At 74.5% G+C, this 15,880-nt stretch carries 16 protein-coding genes; 7 read left to right on the forward strand and 9 right to left on the reverse strand.

Going from position 1 to position 15,880, the window contains the following annotated elements; genetic code table 11:
* Positions 1-100 precede the first annotated feature (100 nt).
* Positions 101-241, reverse strand: coding sequence for a putative leader peptide (locus C8054_RS33360; RefSeq protein ID WP_281935085.1), 141 nt, complete (start codon positions 239-241; stop codon positions 101-103).
* A gap of 182 nt (positions 242-423) precedes the next feature.
* Here C8054_RS33360 and C8054_RS21180 point away from each other — a divergent pair, with 182 nt between their 5' ends.
* Together C8054_RS21180 and C8054_RS21185 are read left to right on the forward strand one after the other, a co-directional pair.
* Positions 424-597: a DUF4236 domain-containing protein gene (locus C8054_RS21180; RefSeq protein ID WP_064498970.1), complete on the forward strand. Its 174-nt coding sequence runs from the start codon at positions 424-426 to the stop codon at positions 595-597.
* Positions 598-711: 114 nt separating this feature from the next.
* Entirely contained in the window at positions 712-1,230 is a 519-nt protein-coding gene (locus tag C8054_RS21185) for a potassium channel family protein (RefSeq protein ID WP_107159324.1), read from the forward strand.
* On the opposite strand, the gene C8054_RS21190 is transcribed toward C8054_RS21185, so the two are convergent.
* Together C8054_RS21190 and C8054_RS21195 are read right to left on the reverse strand one after the other, a co-directional pair.
* Positions 1,196-2,095 (reverse strand): hypothetical protein, encoded by a 900-nt coding sequence (locus C8054_RS21190; protein WP_107159326.1) that lies wholly within the window; start codon positions 2,093-2,095, stop codon positions 1,196-1,198. The two genes, C8054_RS21185 and C8054_RS21190, sit on opposite strands and share 35 nt — an antisense overlap.
* A 48-nt stretch (positions 2,096-2,143) precedes the next feature.
* Complete coding sequence (locus tag C8054_RS21195; protein ID WP_107159328.1) at positions 2,144-2,665, reverse strand: VOC family protein; 522 nt, start codon at positions 2,663-2,665, stop codon at positions 2,144-2,146.
* Between the two features lie 50 nt (positions 2,666-2,715).
* Between C8054_RS21195 and C8054_RS21200 the strand changes: the two genes are divergently transcribed.
* Positions 2,716-3,186, forward strand: coding sequence for a MarR family winged helix-turn-helix transcriptional regulator (locus C8054_RS21200; protein WP_107159469.1), 471 nt, complete (start codon positions 2,716-2,718; stop codon positions 3,184-3,186).
* Between the two features lie 48 nt (positions 3,187-3,234).
* A complete protein-coding gene (locus tag C8054_RS21205) occupies positions 3,235-4,938 on the forward strand; it encodes a tetratricopeptide repeat protein (protein WP_107159330.1) in 1,704 nt (567 codons plus the stop codon).
* Between the two features lie 4 nt (positions 4,939-4,942).
* Here the strand turns inward: C8054_RS21205 and C8054_RS21210 are convergent, their stop codons facing one another.
* Together C8054_RS21210 and C8054_RS21215 are read right to left on the reverse strand one after the other, a co-directional pair.
* Positions 4,943-6,343 (reverse strand): cell wall metabolism sensor histidine kinase WalK, encoded by a 1,401-nt coding sequence (locus C8054_RS21210; RefSeq protein WP_107159332.1) that lies wholly within the window; start codon positions 6,341-6,343, stop codon positions 4,943-4,945.
* The gene (locus tag C8054_RS21215; protein ID WP_107159334.1) at positions 6,340-6,996 is read right to left on the reverse strand and encodes a response regulator transcription factor; all 657 of its coding nucleotides are present in this window, start codon (positions 6,994-6,996) and stop codon (positions 6,340-6,342) included. The genes C8054_RS21210 and C8054_RS21215 overlap by 4 nt, the downstream gene beginning before the upstream one ends.
* A gap of 97 nt (positions 6,997-7,093) precedes the next feature.
* On the opposite strand from C8054_RS21215, the gene C8054_RS21220 reads away from it, so the two are divergent.
* Together C8054_RS21220 and C8054_RS21225 are read left to right on the forward strand one after the other, a co-directional pair.
* Positions 7,094-8,209 carry a sigma-E factor regulatory protein RseB domain-containing protein gene (locus C8054_RS21220; protein ID WP_107159336.1) on the forward strand — a complete coding sequence of 372 codons (1,116 nt, stop codon included), beginning with the start codon at positions 7,094-7,096 and terminating at the stop codon, positions 8,207-8,209.
* Positions 8,210-8,454: 245 nt separating this feature from the next.
* Positions 8,455-10,671: an AAA family ATPase gene (locus C8054_RS21225; protein WP_233219832.1), complete on the forward strand. Its 2,217-nt coding sequence runs from the start codon at positions 8,455-8,457 to the stop codon at positions 10,669-10,671.
* 55 nt (positions 10,672-10,726) lie between these two features.
* On the opposite strand, the gene C8054_RS21230 is transcribed toward C8054_RS21225, so the two are convergent.
* Positions 10,727-11,149 (reverse strand): hypothetical protein, encoded by a 423-nt coding sequence (locus C8054_RS21230; protein ID WP_107159340.1) that lies wholly within the window; start codon positions 11,147-11,149, stop codon positions 10,727-10,729.
* A 339-nt stretch (positions 11,150-11,488) separates the two neighbouring features.
* Here C8054_RS21230 and C8054_RS21235 point away from each other — a divergent pair, with 339 nt between their 5' ends.
* On the forward strand, positions 11,489-11,824 hold the full coding sequence (locus C8054_RS21235) for a hypothetical protein (protein WP_199199865.1): 336 nt from the start codon (positions 11,489-11,491) through the stop codon (positions 11,822-11,824).
* Between the two features lie 60 nt (positions 11,825-11,884).
* Here C8054_RS21235 and C8054_RS21240 read toward each other — a convergent pair whose 3' ends face one another.
* From C8054_RS21240 to C8054_RS21250, 3 genes are all read right to left on the reverse strand, one after another.
* Complete coding sequence (locus C8054_RS21240) at positions 11,885-12,871, reverse strand: sporulation protein (RefSeq protein WP_107159471.1); 987 nt, start codon at positions 12,869-12,871, stop codon at positions 11,885-11,887.
* Positions 12,872-12,965: 94 nt separating this feature from the next.
* Complete coding sequence (locus C8054_RS21245; protein WP_107159345.1) at positions 12,966-13,742, reverse strand: DeoR/GlpR family DNA-binding transcription regulator; 777 nt, start codon at positions 13,740-13,742, stop codon at positions 12,966-12,968.
* Complete coding sequence (locus C8054_RS21250; RefSeq protein WP_107159347.1) at positions 13,742-15,733, reverse strand: beta-galactosidase; 1,992 nt, start codon at positions 15,731-15,733, stop codon at positions 13,742-13,744. The genes C8054_RS21245 and C8054_RS21250 overlap by 1 nt, the downstream gene beginning before the upstream one ends.
* Positions 15,734-15,880 lie beyond the last annotated feature (147 nt).

Raw genomic sequence — 15,880 nt, forward strand, 5'->3', positions numbered from 1 at the left:
GGCCCACGTGGGGGCGGAGCGCACGCCGTACCGCGCCGGGCCACGATGCGCCGGCGACGGGAACGGACGGGCGGAGGAGGGGGAACGACGAGCGTTCGGCTCAACAGAGCGCGCTCGCGTGCCGGACCAGGTCGACGTGCACGCGAGCGGTGAGGAGAAGCTCGTCCCGCTGCGACATGCCCTCATGCTGCCGACCGTTGTCCCCGCCGGTCAACGCTCTTCCAGTCAGTGAGACTTTCATCGCTGGCTTTGTTACGACCCGTCTCCACCAGCATTTACCACCCCTTAACACCTACCCGTTGGATAGAGATTGTGCCGGGCGCGACGCCCACCGTCCAGACCGGACCGCACCGGGTTTCGCGTTTCGTCGATCCGGGCATGTTCTTCCTCGCAGAGGCAGGGAGATCGAAGGAGGCACCCCCGATGGGCGTTCAGTTCCGCAAGCGCAAGAAGTACGGGCCGCTGATCCTCCACTTCACCCAGAACGGGTTCTCCTCGTGGAGCATCAAGATCGGCCGCTGGTCCTGGAACTCGAACACCCGCGCCCACCGCGTGGACCTTCCGGGGCCGCTCTCCTGGAAGCAGGACAAGGCCTGACCCCGGGCGAGGAAATCCGGGGAAATCCGGTGCCGACGGTTCGTCGGCACCGGATTTTGTCGTCCGGTGCGGTGTTCCGCCGCCGCGGCCCGACCCAGGGCGGACAATCGCGACATGATGGACCTGAGCCTGCGGCGGATGCGGCGGCGGGCCGCGGCGGCCTGCGTGCTGATGCTGGTCGGCTACTTCCTGGTGCCGGTCGAGGCGGACCCGAACGGGTTGCGGCTGGCGCTACGCTCCGTCGTCACGGTGCTGCTGGTGGCGGCGGTCGCGTTCCTGGTCACCGGCCAGGTCCGTCGCCAACTCACCCGCGACCAACCGACCGGTGAGGCGGAGGACCGCGCGCTCACCCGGCTCGCCGTCGCGCTGATCGCCGGGCTGCTGGTCTTCGCGCTCGCCGACTACGTGGTGGCGAACACACGCCCCGGTGAGTTCGTCGGGCTGCACACCCGCATCGACGCGCTCTACTTCGCGTTGGCCACGCTCACCACGATCGGCTACGGCGACGTGCACGCGCAGGGCCAGATCGCCCGGGTGGCGGTCTGCGCCCAGATGGTGTTCAGCATCGGCGTGGTGGCCACCGGCGCGTCGGTGGTGGTCAGGCAGATGACCGGGCGGTCTCCACGGCGCTGATCACCACGTCGCCACCGAGCCGGCCGGGCTCCGGGTCACGCGTCACCGCGCCGGCGGTGAGCAGCGAGGTGAGCGCGCGGTTGGCGTCGGCGGCCCGGTAGACCGTGGCGGTGGCCGCGAACCGGCGCAGCTCGGTCACCGTACGCGGGCCGGACCGGGCCAGCTCGGCCAGCAGCTCGCGGCGCAGCGGGCCGGGCTCCGGGTCGAGCGTGATGTCCAGCAGCCGCCCCGCCGGGTCGGCCGGGTCGCGGTAGCGCACGCCGGCGTACTCGTCGACGGCCCAGAGCGCGTCCTTCATCGTCTCCAGGCCTCGGTCGGAGCCGGTGGCGTAGCCGAGCAGTCGGCCCGGCCCGTCCTCGGGCACCAGCTCGACCTCGGTGACCAGCGGGAAACCGGCAGCGGTGAGCGCCGGCCGCAGCGACCGGCCCGGCGCGGTGACCAGCAGCAGCTCGGCCGGGCGGCCGGACGCCACGGCGGTCAGCAGCGCCGGGTCGGGCGCGCCGCCGTCGACCACGGCCAGCAGCGGCGCGCCGGCCGCACCGGCCGCCTTGAGCGCCACCGGCAGCCGGTCCGGCCGGCCGGGCACCAGGTGCACGGCGACGTCGGCCGGCAGGGTGGCCTCGACCGCGCCGAGCCGCGCCGGCAGCTCCGCGTCGCCGTCGGCGAGCACCAGCACGGTCAGCCGCCGCCCGCGCAGCCGGTCGGCGAACTCGGCCACCACGCGCAGCGCCGCCTCCGCGCCACCGGCCTCTCCCCCGGCGTACGCCAGGGCGAGCGTGGCCCGCCGCGCCCGGTGCAGCGCGGCGGGGAGCCAGTGGTCGAGCTGACGGACGAGCAGCTCGCGCAGGACGGCTTCGGTCGACATGGTGCCGTTTCTACCGCACCCGGCCACGCGCGCGGCCGGGAACCCCGGTCAGGCCGGGACGGAGACGCCCACGCCGCCCCGGGTCTGGCCGCCGTAGCGCTGCCGCTCGCGGTCGAGGTCGAGCCGACCGATCCGCTTGCGGGCGGCGAGCGCGGCGTCGTCCAGCAGGTTCGCCGGGACGATCCAGACGATCTCGAACTCCAGCCCGTCCGGGTCGCGGCCGTAGAGGCTCTTGGTGGTGCCGTGGTCGGAGGCGCCGCCCAGCGCGCCGGCGGCGGCCAGCCGCTCGGCGGTGGCGGCCAGCTCGTCGAGCGTGTCCAGCTCCCAGGCGAGGTGGTAGAGGCCGACGGTGCCCCGGCCGGCCGGGGACGGTCCGGCCGCCGCGCCGACCTCGAACAGCCCGAGGTCGTGGTCGTTGGTGGAGTCGGGCGCCTGGAGGAAGGCGGCGCCGCGGAAGCCGTCCGGCGTCATCGGGACCCGGCGGAAGCCCAGCACGTCGCGGTAGAAGGCGACGCTGCGCTCCAGGTCACTGACGTAGAGGACGGCGTGGTTGAGCCGGTGGATTCCCATGCCCTCGACGGTACCCCGTTTTGATTGAGCGTTCAACCATTGGCGCTATGATGGGCGTCATGACCCGGTGGCTGGACCCCGACGAGCAGCGGACCTGGCGCGCCTTCCTCGCCGCCTCCCGCGCGCTGATGGACACGCTCGACCGCGAACTGCAACGCGACGCCGGCATGCCGCACGCGTACTACGAGATCCTGGTCCGACTCTCCGAGGCACCCGACCGGCGGCTGCGGATGAGCGAGCTGGCCGACGCCACCGGCTCCTCGCGCAGCCGGCTCTCGCACGCCGCCGCCCGACTGGAGGCCGCCGGCTGGATCCGCCGGGAGGACTGCCCCACCGACCGGCGCGGCCAGCTCGCCGTGCTCACCGACAACGGCTTCGCCACGCTGACCGCCGCCGCGCCCGGCCACGTCGAAGGCGTACGCCGGCACCTGTTCGACGCGCTCAGCCCGGCCCAGGTCGACCAGCTCCGCCGGATCAGCGAGACGCTCGCCGACCACTTGACCCAATCGGCACCAAACTGATCCACTCCGGGGGTTGTACTTACCGTCGCCGGATGAGCACGATGGGGCGTGTCCTCCGGCTTCGCTGACCTGACCCTCCAGGCGCACCATCTGGTGTCCGAAGGCGACCTCACCGGCGCGCAACGGCTGCTCGCCGACGCGCTCAGCGACGCCGACCCGCGCCCCGGCAACGCCTCCCCCGAGCTGGCCGAGGCGGCCGGCCTCCAGGCGCGGCTGCTCGTCGCGCTCGGCGAACCGCACTCCGCGCGCGGCTGGGCCGCGTTCGCGTACGCCGCGGCCACCCGCCTGTTCGGCCGCTCCGACGAGCGCACCGTCACCGCCGCCGCGACGCTGGCCGCGGTGCTGCACCGGGTCGGCAGCGACGCCCGCGCCGCGCGGCTCTACTCCGACGTCATCATCGAGCTGACCGCCCGCGACGGGCCCGAGTCCCAGCGGGTGCTGGCCGCGCACGCCGACCTGGCCACCGTGGAGTACGCGCGCGGCCAGTGCGAGGTGGCCCGCGACCGCCTCGCCGACGCCTGGGAGCTGCACCGCGAGGTCTACGGCGACGACCACCCCAGCGGCATCAAGATGCTGGCCAAGCTCGGTGCGATGGAACGCGACTGCGGCCGGTACGCCGAGGCGCACGAGCACCTGGCGCTCGCCGAGGACCTGTGCCGCCAGCACCTCGCCGTGGACGACCCGCTCGCCGTCCAGGTGGCCGGTCTGGCCCGGGCCGCCGCCGACCCGGACCACGTCTGCGCCGCGCCCGAACCACAGGCACCCCCGACGCCGGTGGTGCCCGCCGCCCGGGTAGCCCCGCCCGTCGAGGGTCCGCCCGACCTGCCGCCCTACACTCCGCCCGCGCTCGACGAGCCGGTGCGCACACCGCTCTACCACCCGCCGGGCCGGACCACCGACGCCGGGCACGTGCCCACGCCCCGCACCGCGCCCGAGGCCGACGCCGAGACGTTCGACGACTACCCGTGGCCGCACGAGCACGAGCAGCCCTGGCGACCGGACGAGCCGGCCGACCCGCGCCGGCAGCCGGCCGACCAGTCCTGGCGGGCCGGCGAGCCGGCGGAGCAACCCTGGCGGGTCGGCGAGCCGGCCGAGCAACCCTGGCGAGCCGGCGAGCCGGCCGAGCAACCCTGGCCGCCGGCCGAGGACGCGGTGCCGCCGACCGTGGTCGGGCTCACCGCCGACGCGCCGCCCGGCGTACGCCGGGTGCCGTCGGCCCCCGCGCCGTCGTCGCGCTACCTGCCGGTGCACGTGCCCCGGCCACCCGCCACCCCCCGGCGCGAACGGCAGTGGCTGCCGCTGGCGGTGCTCGGCGTGGTGGTGGCGCTGCTGCTGGGCACCATCGCGGTGATCGCCGGCGTGTCCCGGGTGGACGGTGACCGCGACACCCCGGCCGCCCCGTCCGGCGGGCCACCGTCGAGCGGGCCGCCGCCGGCCTCCGCACGGCCCACCGCCAGCGCCCGGCCGGCCGCCTCCCCGGGCACCCCACCGGGCCGGTTCGCGCTCACCGACCGACGCGACAGCATCGTGCTGAGCTGGACGTACCCGGCCGGCGCGGAAGGGCCGGTGGTGGTCGCCGGGGGTCGCGCCGGCCAGCCGCAGCACACCTTCGCGACGCTGCCCGCCGGCTCCGGCGACTACATCGCCTACGGGCTCGACCGCACCACCGACTACTGCTTCACCGTGGCGCTGGTCTGGTCCACCGACACGGTCGCCCGCGCCGCCCCGGTCTGCACCAAGCGACGCCGCTGACCGGTCACTCCGGGTCCGGCTCGGCCAGTGCGGGCAGCCGTACCGTCGCCCGCAGCCCCGGCGCGGCGGCACCCGGCGTCGCGTCCGCCAGCTCCACCGTGCCGCCGGCCCGGCGCACCAGCTCCCGCACGATGGCCAGGCCGAGGCCCGCGCCGCCGGCGTCGCGGGCCCGCGCGTCGTCCAGCCGGGTGAACCGGGCGAACACCCGCTCCCGGTCCGCCGCCGGGACGCCCGGCCCGTCGTCGGTCACCGTGACCAGGTGGTACGCGCCCTCCGGCCCGGCGACGGCCAGCCGCACCTCGGCGGACGCGTGCCGGATCGCGTTCTCCACCAGGTTGACCAGCACCCGGCGCAGCTCCCCCGGGTCCCCCTCGGTCCACCACGCCCCGGCCGGCACCGCCAGCCGCACCGGCGGCGACGGGTAGCGGGCCGCCACGGCGCGCAGCAGCTCACCCAGCTCCACCGGGCCCACCGCCGCCGGCCGGGCCGGGCGCACGTCGTCCTCGTCGAGGCGGGCCAGCAGCAGCAGGTCGTCGACGAGACGGCTCAGCCGCTCGGTGTCGGCGAGCAGGTCGTCGGCGACCGCCGGCCAGTCGGTGCCGTCCCCGAGACGTCGGGCCACCTCCAGCTCGGTACGCATGTTCGTCAGCGGGCTGCGCAGCTCGTGCGCGGCGTCGGCCACGAACGCCCGCTGCCGGTCCCGGGACGCGGCCAGCCGGTCCAGCATGTCGTTGAGCGTGACCGCGAGCCGGTGGATCTCGTCCTGCCCGGCCGGCACCGGCAGCCGCTCCGCCCCGGCCCGCCCGGTGATCTCGGCGGCGCCGCTGCGCAGCTCCTCCACCGGGCGCAGCGTCGCGCCCACCACCCGCCAGGCCACCACCGCCAGGCCCGCCACCAGCAGCGGGAAGCCGACCAGCAGCAGGTTGCGTACCACGTGCAGGCTGTGCCGCACGTCGGACAGCGACTTGGCCACCAGCACCGTCCGCGGCTCGGCCGGGGTGCCGGCCGGCACCGTCACCACCCGGACCGGCCCGGACAGGCCGACCCGCTGCCCGTCCACCACCAGCCGCTGCCGCTGCCCGGCCCGCAGCTCGTCGGGGCCGAGCATCGGCACCAACCGGTCCGCGTCGATCGAGGCGGCCCGGATCCGGCTCTGCGCGTCCACCACCTGCACGCGCAACTGGCCGCCGGCCACCGGCAGCGGGTCCGGCAGCGCGTCCTCGGCGGTGAGCAACGCGACCGCGTCCGCGGTCCGCAACGCCTCCGCGTCGGCCGAGCGTTGCAGCGTCCAGCCGAGCGCGCCGAGCAGCAGCGCGCCGCCGAGCGCGAACCCGAGCGCCAGGCCGAGCACGCCCACCACGAGCAGCCGGGCCCGCAGGCCGAGACGGGGTCGCCGGCCGCTCACGTGGCCAACCGGTAGCCGGCGCCGCGGACCGTCTCCAACCGCTCCCGGCCGATCTTGCGGCGCAGATAGCCGACGTAGACCTCCACCGCGTTCGGGGCGGTGTCCACCGAGGCGTCCCAGACGTGGTCCAGCAGCTCGGTCTTGGACACCACCTCGCCGGGTCGGCGCATCAGGTAGTCGAGCAGCGCGTACTCGCGGCTGGTCAGCGCCACCTCGGCGTCGGCCCGGGTGACCCGCCGCCGGGCCGGGTCCAGCCGCAGGTCACCGACCGTGAGCACGGCCGGCCGCCGGGGCGCGCCCCGGCGCAGCAGCGCCCGCAGCCGGGCCAGCAGCACCACGTACGAGAAGGGCTTGGTCAGGTAGTCGTCGGCGCCGCAGTCCAGGCCGTCGGCCTGGTCGTACTCGCCGTCCTTGGCGGACAGCATCAGCACCGGCAGCCAGCGCTGCTCGGCACGCAACCGGCGCACCACCTCGTAGCCGGAGAGGCCGGGCAGCATCACGTCGAGGATCATCGCGTCGTAGTCGCCGTGCCGGGCCGCGTCCAGCCCGGCCGGGCCGGTGGCCGCCACGTCCACCACGAAGCCCTCCGCCGACAGGCCCCGACGCAACGCCGCGGCGAGCCGCGTCTCGTCCTCCACCACCAGCAACCGCACCGGTCCAGGGTGCCACCACCGGGTCACCCGTAGGGGATCGGCTCAGCGTCCTCACAGCGACGATCCCGCAGCATGGAGCGCAAGGAGGTGCACACTGATGTCTGTGATGAAGAACCGCGCCGTGCTGCGCTGGCTGGTCCCGGTGACCGCGGGGGTCGCCGTGATCGGGGGCGGCGCCGCGATCGGCACGTTCGCCGCCGCCGACCCGGCCCTGCCCCCGCGCAGCGCCGCCCAACTGCTCGACGACCTGCGGACGTCCCGCCTGGACGGGCTCTCCGGCACCGTCGTGCAGCGCGCCGACCTGGGCCTGCCGCCGATCGCCGCGCTCGCCGGCCAGGCCAGCGGCAACCAGCTCGCCGGGCTGGTCTCCGGCACGCACACGCTGCGCGTCTGGTACGGCGGCGAGGACCGGCAGCGGCTCGCCCTGGTCGACACGCTCGGCGAGCAGGACGTGCTGCGCGACGGCCGCGACGTCTGGACCTGGAGCAGTCGGGAGAACACCGCCGTCCACCGGAAGCTCCCGGCCGACGGCAAGGACCTGCCGTCCGCGCCGGCCACCCCGGCCGACGCCGCCCAGCAGGCGCTGGCCGCGATCGACCCGACCACCGCGGTGACCGTCGGCCGGTCCGCCACCGTGGCCGGGCGGGACGTGTACGAGCTGGTGCTCACGCCGCGCGACAAGGCGTCGCTGGTGCACCAGGTGCGCATCGCGCTGGACGCGAAGGAGCACGTGCCGCTGCGCTTCGAGGTGCTCGCCGACGGTCAGGACGAGCCGGCGTTCGAGGTGGCGTTCACCCAGGTCGACTTCCGGACCCCGGACGCCGACCAGTTCCGGTTCAACCCGCCGCCCGGGGTGAAGGTCACCGAGGAGACGACCGAGACGCGTCCCGGCCCGGCCGCCGACCGGAAGCCCGGCGCGGCGGACGCCGAGCGGCCGGACGTGCGTACCGTCGGCACCGGCTGGACCACGGTGGTGGTCGCCAAGCTCGGCGACCCGGCCGGGCTCGACGGCGCGGCCAAGGCCGGCGGCACGGGCGCGCCGGACGCCGACATGCTGGCGAAGGTGCTCGGCGACCTGCCGAAGGTCAGCGGCGACTGGGGCAGCGGGCGGCTGCTGAGCGGCAAGCTGTTCAGCGTGCTGCTCACCGACGACGGCCGGGTGGTGGCCGGTCTGGTCACGCCGGAGCGGCTCTACCAGGCCGCGAAGGGCTGATCGAACGTCGGGCCCGGGGCCCGGTCGGCGCGCGCCGGCCGGGCCCCGAGCCGTGTCCGGGCTTGGTGCAATGGCGGGCGACGCGCTATCTTTCTCAGTTCAGGCACAAAAAAGGAATGGCTTATGAATGCCATTCCTGCGGCAATTTTAGTCAATGAGGAGCCCGCTTGTCAACGCACTCCGACGTGTCGGGTGAGCTGCACCAGGACGACGACGAAATCGGTCGCGAGCAGGAGTACGTCTCGATGCTCTACGACCGGCTGGACGGGCTGCGCGAGCAGGCCGCCCGCCGGCTCGACGAGGAGTTGCGCCACACCGGCGGCACCCAGCAGGCCCGCTCGCAGCGCGACTCCACCGTGGCGATGTACGCCGACCAGGTCGAGCAGTACTCCGCCGTCGAGTCCGGCCTCTGCTTCGGCCGCCTCGACGGGGACGACGGCGCCGCCCGCTACATCGGCCGGATCGGCATCTTCGACACCTCGGGCGAGTACGACCCGTTGCTGATGGACTGGCGTGCCCCGGCCGCCCGCCCGTTCTACCTGGCCACCGCCGCCAACCCGCAGGGCGTACGCCGGCGTCGGCACCTGCGCACCCGCGACCGGAAGGTCACCGGCCTCAACGACGAGGTGCTGGACATCACCGCCGCCTCCCCCACCGCGCACGAGGAGGTCACCGGCGAGGCGTCGCTGCTCGCCGCGCTCAACGCCGGACGCACCGGCCGGATGCGCGACATCGTCGAGACGATCCAGGTCGAGCAGGACCGCATCATCCGCGCCGACCTGCCGGGCGTGATGGTGGTGCAGGGCGGGCCCGGCACCGGCAAGACCGCGGTGGCGCTGCACCGGGCCGCGTACCTGCTCTACACCCACCGCCAGCAGCTCTCCACCCGGGGCGTGCTGCTGGTCGGCCCGAATGCCACGTTCCTGCGCTACATCTCCCAGGTGCTGCCGGCGCTGGCCGAGACCGGCGTGCTGCTGCGCACCCAGGCCGACCTGTTCCCGGGTGTGCACGCCCGGCGCACCGAGCCGGCCACCACCGCGGCGCTGAAGGGCCGCGCGGTGCTGACCGAGGTGCTCGCCGGCGCGGTCCGGGACCGGCAGTGGGTGCCGGCCGAGCCGATCACCGTCGAGCTGCCCCAGCGCGAGGTGCTCACGCTCGACCCGGAGACGGTCCGCCAGGCCCGCGACCGGGTCCGGCGCACCGGCCGGCCGCACAACCTGGCCCGCGCGCTGTTCGACGTGGAGATCGTGCACGCGCTCGCCGACCAGGTGGCCGAGCGCATCGGCGCCGACCCGCTCGGCGGGGAGAACCTGCTCTCCGAGGCGGACCGGGCGGAGATCCGCCGCGAGCTGCGCGAGGAGCCGGAGATCGTGGCCGCGCTCGACGAGCTGTGGCCGGTCCTCACCCCGCAGCGGCTGCTCGCCGACCTGTTCGCGTCGCCGGAGCGGATCGCCACCGCCGCGCCGATGCTCACCGACGCCGAGCGGGCCGCGCTGCACCGGGAGCCCGGCGGCTGGACCCCGGCCGACGTGCCGCTGCTCGACGAGGCCGCCGAGCTGCTCGGCGAGGACGAACGCGCCGCCGCCGCCCGCCGGGACCGGATCCGCGCGATGGAACGCGAGTACGCCGAGGGCGTGCTGGAGATCTGGCGGGGCTCCCGCTCGATCGACGTGGAGGACGAGGCCGACGGCGGTGAGATCCTCGGCGTGACCGACCTGATCGACGCCGCCCGGCTCTCCGAACGGCAGGAGGAGTCCGACCGGCTCACCACCGCCCAGCGGGCCGCCGCGGACCGCACCTGGGCGTTCGGGCACGTCATCGTGGACGAGGCGCAGGAACTCTCGCCGATGGCCTGGCGGCTGCTGATGCGCCGCTGCCCGAGCCGGTCGATGACCATCGTCGGGGACGTGGCGCAGACCGGCGCGCTGGCCGGCACGCCGTCCTGGGGCGAGGCGCTGAGCCCGTACGTGGCGGACCGGTGGCGGCTGGAGGAGCTGACCGTCAGCTACCGCACCCCGGCCGAGATCATGGCGGTCGCCGCCGGCGTGCTCGCCGAGATCGACCCGGCGCTGCGCCCACCCCGCTCGGTACGCGCCGCCGGCGTACCGCCGCAGGACCGGACCGTTCCGGCGGACCGGCTCGCCGTCGAGCTGGTCGAGGCGAGCGCCCGCGAGGCCGCCGACCTGGGCGACGGCCGGCTCGGCGTGATCGTGCCGGCCGGGCGGGTGGCCGACCTGGGCGCCGCAGTGGTCGCGGCGCTGCCCGAGGCGGCCGTCGGCGAGCAGCCGGAGCTGGCGAACCGGGTGGTGGTACTGACCACCGAGCAGGCCAAGGGGCTGGAGTTCGACTCGGTGCTGGTGGTGGACCCGGACCGGATCGTCGCCGAGTCCCCCCGAGGCCACAGCGACCTGTACGTCGCCCTCACCCGCGCCACCCAGCGCCTCACCATCCTCCGGACGTAAGGAGGGGGCCCTGCTTAACGTTTTCGGTAGAGGCGGGGCCCCCTTTTAACACCGCTCAGCCGGGGTTGGCGCCCTCGTCGGTGACGTTGCCGACCTGGGCGCCGGGGGCCGAGGCGTCACTCGTCGACCCGCCGGCCGGGGTGCTCAGCCCGCCGGTGGTGGCGTCCCCGGTGGTGGTCGGCGCCACCTTGCCCGGATGCCGCTCCGGTTGCCGGGCCACTCGGCGCACGCTGGCCGGGCCGGCCGTGCCGCCGGTCGTGGTCACCGCGCCCTGGCCGCGGGTCGGCCCGCCGTCGCGCAGCACGTCCGGGTCGATCGCCACGTGCGCCGGGTCGTCCGGATCCGACTCCTGGACCACCCGCTGTTCGTCGGTCGGCGGCACGGTGACCTCGTCCAGCGCGCCCTCGCCGTACACGCCACCGGCGACCCGCTGTTCGGCCTGCCGGGCGGCGTCCTGCCGGATGTCGTCCTCACGCACGTCAACCACCTCGCAGCTCGTGGTGTGGGTATCCGTGCTGCGTGCCCGGGGTCGGAAGGCTGAAACCGGCCAGGAGGCGCGTCGGTTGACTCCCCGCAGCGCCGTTGACTCCCCGCAGCGCCGGATGTCCGGTTCGGGGCGCGGCCCGGCACACCGTCGTCACCCGCCGGTTAGCTTGTCTCGGGGGGCGGGTAGTCGGAGGGTGCCCCCGCCACAGAGTGCGAACCGTGCCGTGGCCGAACTGCGGCAGCGGGGCGAGGGGTGCCGTACGACTCATCAAATCCTGAGGAGGACCAGATGAGCACGCAGGCCGCATCCACCAGGCCGATGAACCGGCCCATGTCGGACGTCCAGAACCGGTCGAGCATGATGGAGTCGCCGACCCGTCCGATGCCGTCGATGCACGACGGCCACCGGGAGGAGATGCCCGCCCCCGGCACCGAGACGAAGCAGGCGTTCCTCACCACCGAGTTCTGGGTGTACGCCGCAGCCGCCGCGGTCGTCGTGATCGCCGCGTTCTGGAAGGGCACCACCGCCAACGGCCTGAACATCAACAACCCGAACCAGGCCTGGTGGTACCTGACCGCGCTGACCGGCGCGTACCTGATCAGCCGTGGTCTGTCGAAGGCGGGCAGCGCGCGCCGCTCCGGCAAGGAGCGTCGCGGTCGGCACTGACCCGCGCCGCGTGACCGGCGACGCCCCCGGGATCCGTCCCGGGGGCGTCGTCGCTTGCCGTCACTCCTCGCCGAAGTCCCCGCCGTCGTCGCCCTCGAAGGCGTCCTCCAGCATCTCGCCGGCCACCAGCCCGCCGGCGACGCCCAGCGCCGCGCCCGCCACCATGCCGCCCATGCCGCCGCCACGACGACCGTGGTGGCCCTGCGGACCGTAGTGACCGGGGGCGCCGTAGTGGCCCTGCGGGGCGCCGAAGCCCTGGGCGCGCAGGCCGCCGTACCGGGACGTGGTCTCCCGCAGCCAGCCGTCGACCACCTGCGGCCAGTCGGTCCGCGCGGCGTCGCTGTGCGGGACGGAGTATCGCCCGTAGACGTCGTGCCCGGCGCTGAGGAAGCCGCCGCGCTTGTCGCACTCCAGGATCACCTCGACGCCCTGCTGGCTGGTCACGAACGTCAGCTCGACCTCGGTGACGGTCTGCGCGTACTGCGGCGCGGCGTAGAACTCGATCTCCTGGTAGAACGGCAGCGTCTGCGGCACGCCGTAGATGTGGCCGCGCTCCAGGTCCGCGTGCTTGAACCGGAAACCCAGCGCCTGGAACGCGTCGAGGATCCGCTCGTGGACCGGCAGCGGGTGCACCGACACCTGGTCCAGGTCGGACTTGTCGACCGCCCGCGCCACCGCCAGCTCGGTGCGCAGGCCCATGGTCATGCCGTGCAGTCGCTGGCCGAAGACGTCGGTGACCGGGGTCTCCCACGGCACCGGCATCTGGAACGGGATGGCGAGCTGCTGCTTCGGGGCCAGCTCGAACGCGTCGCTGACCGGCATCCGGTGGAACTCCATGACGCCGGCGTACTCGGTGTCGCCGCCCTCGATCTCGACCCGGGTGACCAGGCCGACGGTGATCCGCTCGATGCGCGCCGGCGCGTCGCCGCCGACCAGGTTGACGTGCCCGTCCAGGGCCAGCCCGGGCCGGGTGTTCGGGTTGGTCAGCACGGTGTCGACGCTGGGGCCGCCCACGCCGAACGCGCTCAACATCTTCTTGAAGACCATCGCCACTCCGCCTCCGCCATCCGCGGGCTCCACCGTGGAGCCCGCGGGCCGTGCAGGGCACCCTAACCGCAATGGCTGGGAAATGCCTGAAAGGTCAGGCCACCGGCATGACGATCAGCTCGCCCACCTGCTCGCCGAGTTCCCGGCGGGCCGCCGCGGGCAGGCCCGCGTCGGTGATCAGCACGTCGGCCTCGTCCAGCGGCGCGATGGTGGCGATGCCGATCGTCTCCCACTTGGTGTGGTCGGCGAGCACGACCAGCCGGCGGGCGGCGCCGATCAGCCGCCGGTTCACCGCCGCCTCCAGCAGGTTGGGGGTGGTGAAGCCGGTACGCCGGCTCATCCCGTGCACGCCGAGGAAGAGCAGGTCCACGTTGAGCGCGGCGATGGCCGCCTCGGCGACCGGGCCGGTCAACGCGTCCGACGGGGTACGGATGCCGCCGGTGAGCACCACGCTCTGGTCGGCGCGGGGGTTCTGGTAGAGCGCGTCGGCGACCGGGATCGAGTTGGTGACCACGGTCAGTCCGCGTACCCCGGCGAGCCGGGCGGCCAACGCGGCGGTGGTGGTGCCGGCGGAGAGCGCCACCGCCATGCCCGGCTCGACCAGCCCGGCGGCCCGCTCGACGATCGCCTGCTTCTCGGCCCGCTGCCGCACCGACTTGGCCGCGAAGCCGGGTTCCTCGGTGGAGCCGGGGCCGGCCAGCGTCGCGCCGCCGTGCACCTTGTCGATCAGCCCGCGCTCGGCCAGCGCCTCCAGGTCACGCCGGATGGTCATGTCGGACACGCCGAACCGGTCGACCAGGTGGCTGACCCGGACGCCGCCGCGCTGGCGGATCAGCTCCAGGATGGCGCTCTGCCGTTGCTGGGCGAGCATCAGACCGGTTCCTCGCGCACCACCGCCACCTCCCCCGCCGGCACCACCAGGTCGCCGTCGCACCGTTCGCCGGTGAGCAGTTCGACACCGGTGACCGGCAGCCGGGCCGCGTCGTCGGTGTGGTTGACCACGAACAGCCAGCTCCGCTCCGCCGAGCGACGCCGGACCACCTCCACGCCGGCCGGCGCGGGCACCGGCGGGCGCACGCCGGCCTCGGTGAGCAGTCGGGCCACCAGCCGGTCGGTCGCCGCGTCGTCGAGCCGGGTGCCGACGTACCAGGCGGCGCCCGCGCCGACCGCGTTGCGGGTCAGCGCCGGCACGCCGGGCAGCGGCCCGTCGGCGTACGCGGCGCGCACCTCGGCGCCCTCGGCGTGCAGCCACTCGGTCCACACGTCGGCGTGGGCGCCGTCGTCGAGGCGGACCGTCTCGTCGGCGCGCAGCGGGAAGAACTCCTCCACGCGTACGCCGAGCAGGTCCCGGAACGCGCCCGGGTAGCCGCCGAGCCGGATGTGGTCGTGCTCGTCGACGATGCCGCTGAAGTAGGTGACCAGCGCGGTGCCGCCGGCGTCGACGAAGCGGCGTAGCGCGGCGGTGTCCGCGTCGCGGGTCAGGTAGAGCGTGGGCACCAGGACCAGCCGGTAGCGGGACAGGTCCGTCGACGGGTGCACCACGTCGGCGGTGACGCCGGCCCGCCAGAGCGCGGCGTGCAGCGCGGTCAACCGGTCGGGGTAGGTGACGTCGACGCTGGGGTGGGAGTCGAGTTCCGCGCCCCACCACGCCTCGTAGTCGAACAGCACGGCGACGTCGGCGTCGACCCGGCTGCCGCGTACCTCGGCCAGCGCGCGCAGGTCGGCGCCGAGCTGGCTGACCTCGCGGAACACCTTGGTCTCCGGGCCGGCGTGCGGCACCAGCGCGGAGTGGAACTTCTCCGCGCCGGCCCGGGACGCCCGCCACTGGAAGAAGAGCACCCCGTCGGCGCCGCGCGCCACGTGCGCCAGGCTGTTGCGGCGTAGTTGGCCGGGCGTCTTGGCCACGTTGCGGGGCTGCCAGTTGACCGCGCTGGTGGAGTGCTCCATGAGCAGCCAGGGCGCGCCGCCGGCCACGCCGCGCGTCTGGTCGGCGGCGAGCGCGAGGTTCACCTGCGGTCGCGGGTCGGCGGCGGTGAGGTAGTGGTCGTTGGCGACCACGTCCACGTCGGCGGCCCAGGAGTGGTAGTCCAGGTACTTGATGCCGGTGCCGATCATGAAGTTGGTGGTGACCGGCTGGGTGACGAGCCGGTTCAGCAGCTCCCGTTCGGCGCGGAGCTGGGCGCGCTGCTCGTCGGAGGAGAAGCGCAGGAAGTCGAGCTGCTGGGTGGGGTTGGCGAACGTCGGCGCGGCGCGCGGCGGATTCACCTCGGCCCAGTCGTGGTAGCGCTGGCTCCAGAACGCGGTGCCCCAGGCGGCGTTGAGCGCGTCCAGGTCGCCGTAGCGCTCGCGTAGCCAGCGGCGGTACGCCTCGGCGCTGACGTCGCAGTAGCAGTGCACGTTGTGGCAGCCCAGCTCGTTGGAGACGTGCCAGAGCACCACCGCCGGGTGGGCGGCGTACCGCGTCGCGACCGCCTCGACCAGGGCGAGCGAGCGGTCCCGGAAGATCGGCGAGCTGGGGCAGTACGCCTGCCGGCCGCCGGGCCACAGCACGGTGCCGTCGGCGCGGCGGGGCAGTGTCTCCGGGTGCCGGTGGGCCAGCCACGGCGGCGGGCTGGCGGTGGCGGTGGCCAGGTCGACGCGGATGCCGCCGTCGTGCAGCAGGTCGAGCGCGCGGTCGAGCCAGCCGAACTCGTACCGGCCGGGGGCCGGCTCCAGCAGGGCCCAGGAGAAGATGCCGACCGAGACCAGGTTGACCCCGGCGCGGCGCATCAGCGTGACGTCCTCGGGCCACACGTCCTCGGGCCACTGCTCCGGGTTGTAGTCGGCGCCGTACCAGATGCCCTCGCCGTGCCAGTTCCGCATGAGAGCTGAGGGTGCCCGCGAACGACAGCCAAGTCAACACTTTCCAACATCGACAGTGATTACAACGTTTACCATGGCTTTCCCCTGCCACAGCACGGTTATCGCCGCCCTTTCGCCCTCTTGACAGCGCTGAACCAACGGGTAGCT

The organism is Micromonospora sp. RP3T, assembly GCF_003027925.1.
Lineage (GTDB): Bacteria > Actinomycetota > Actinomycetes > Mycobacteriales > Micromonosporaceae > Micromonospora.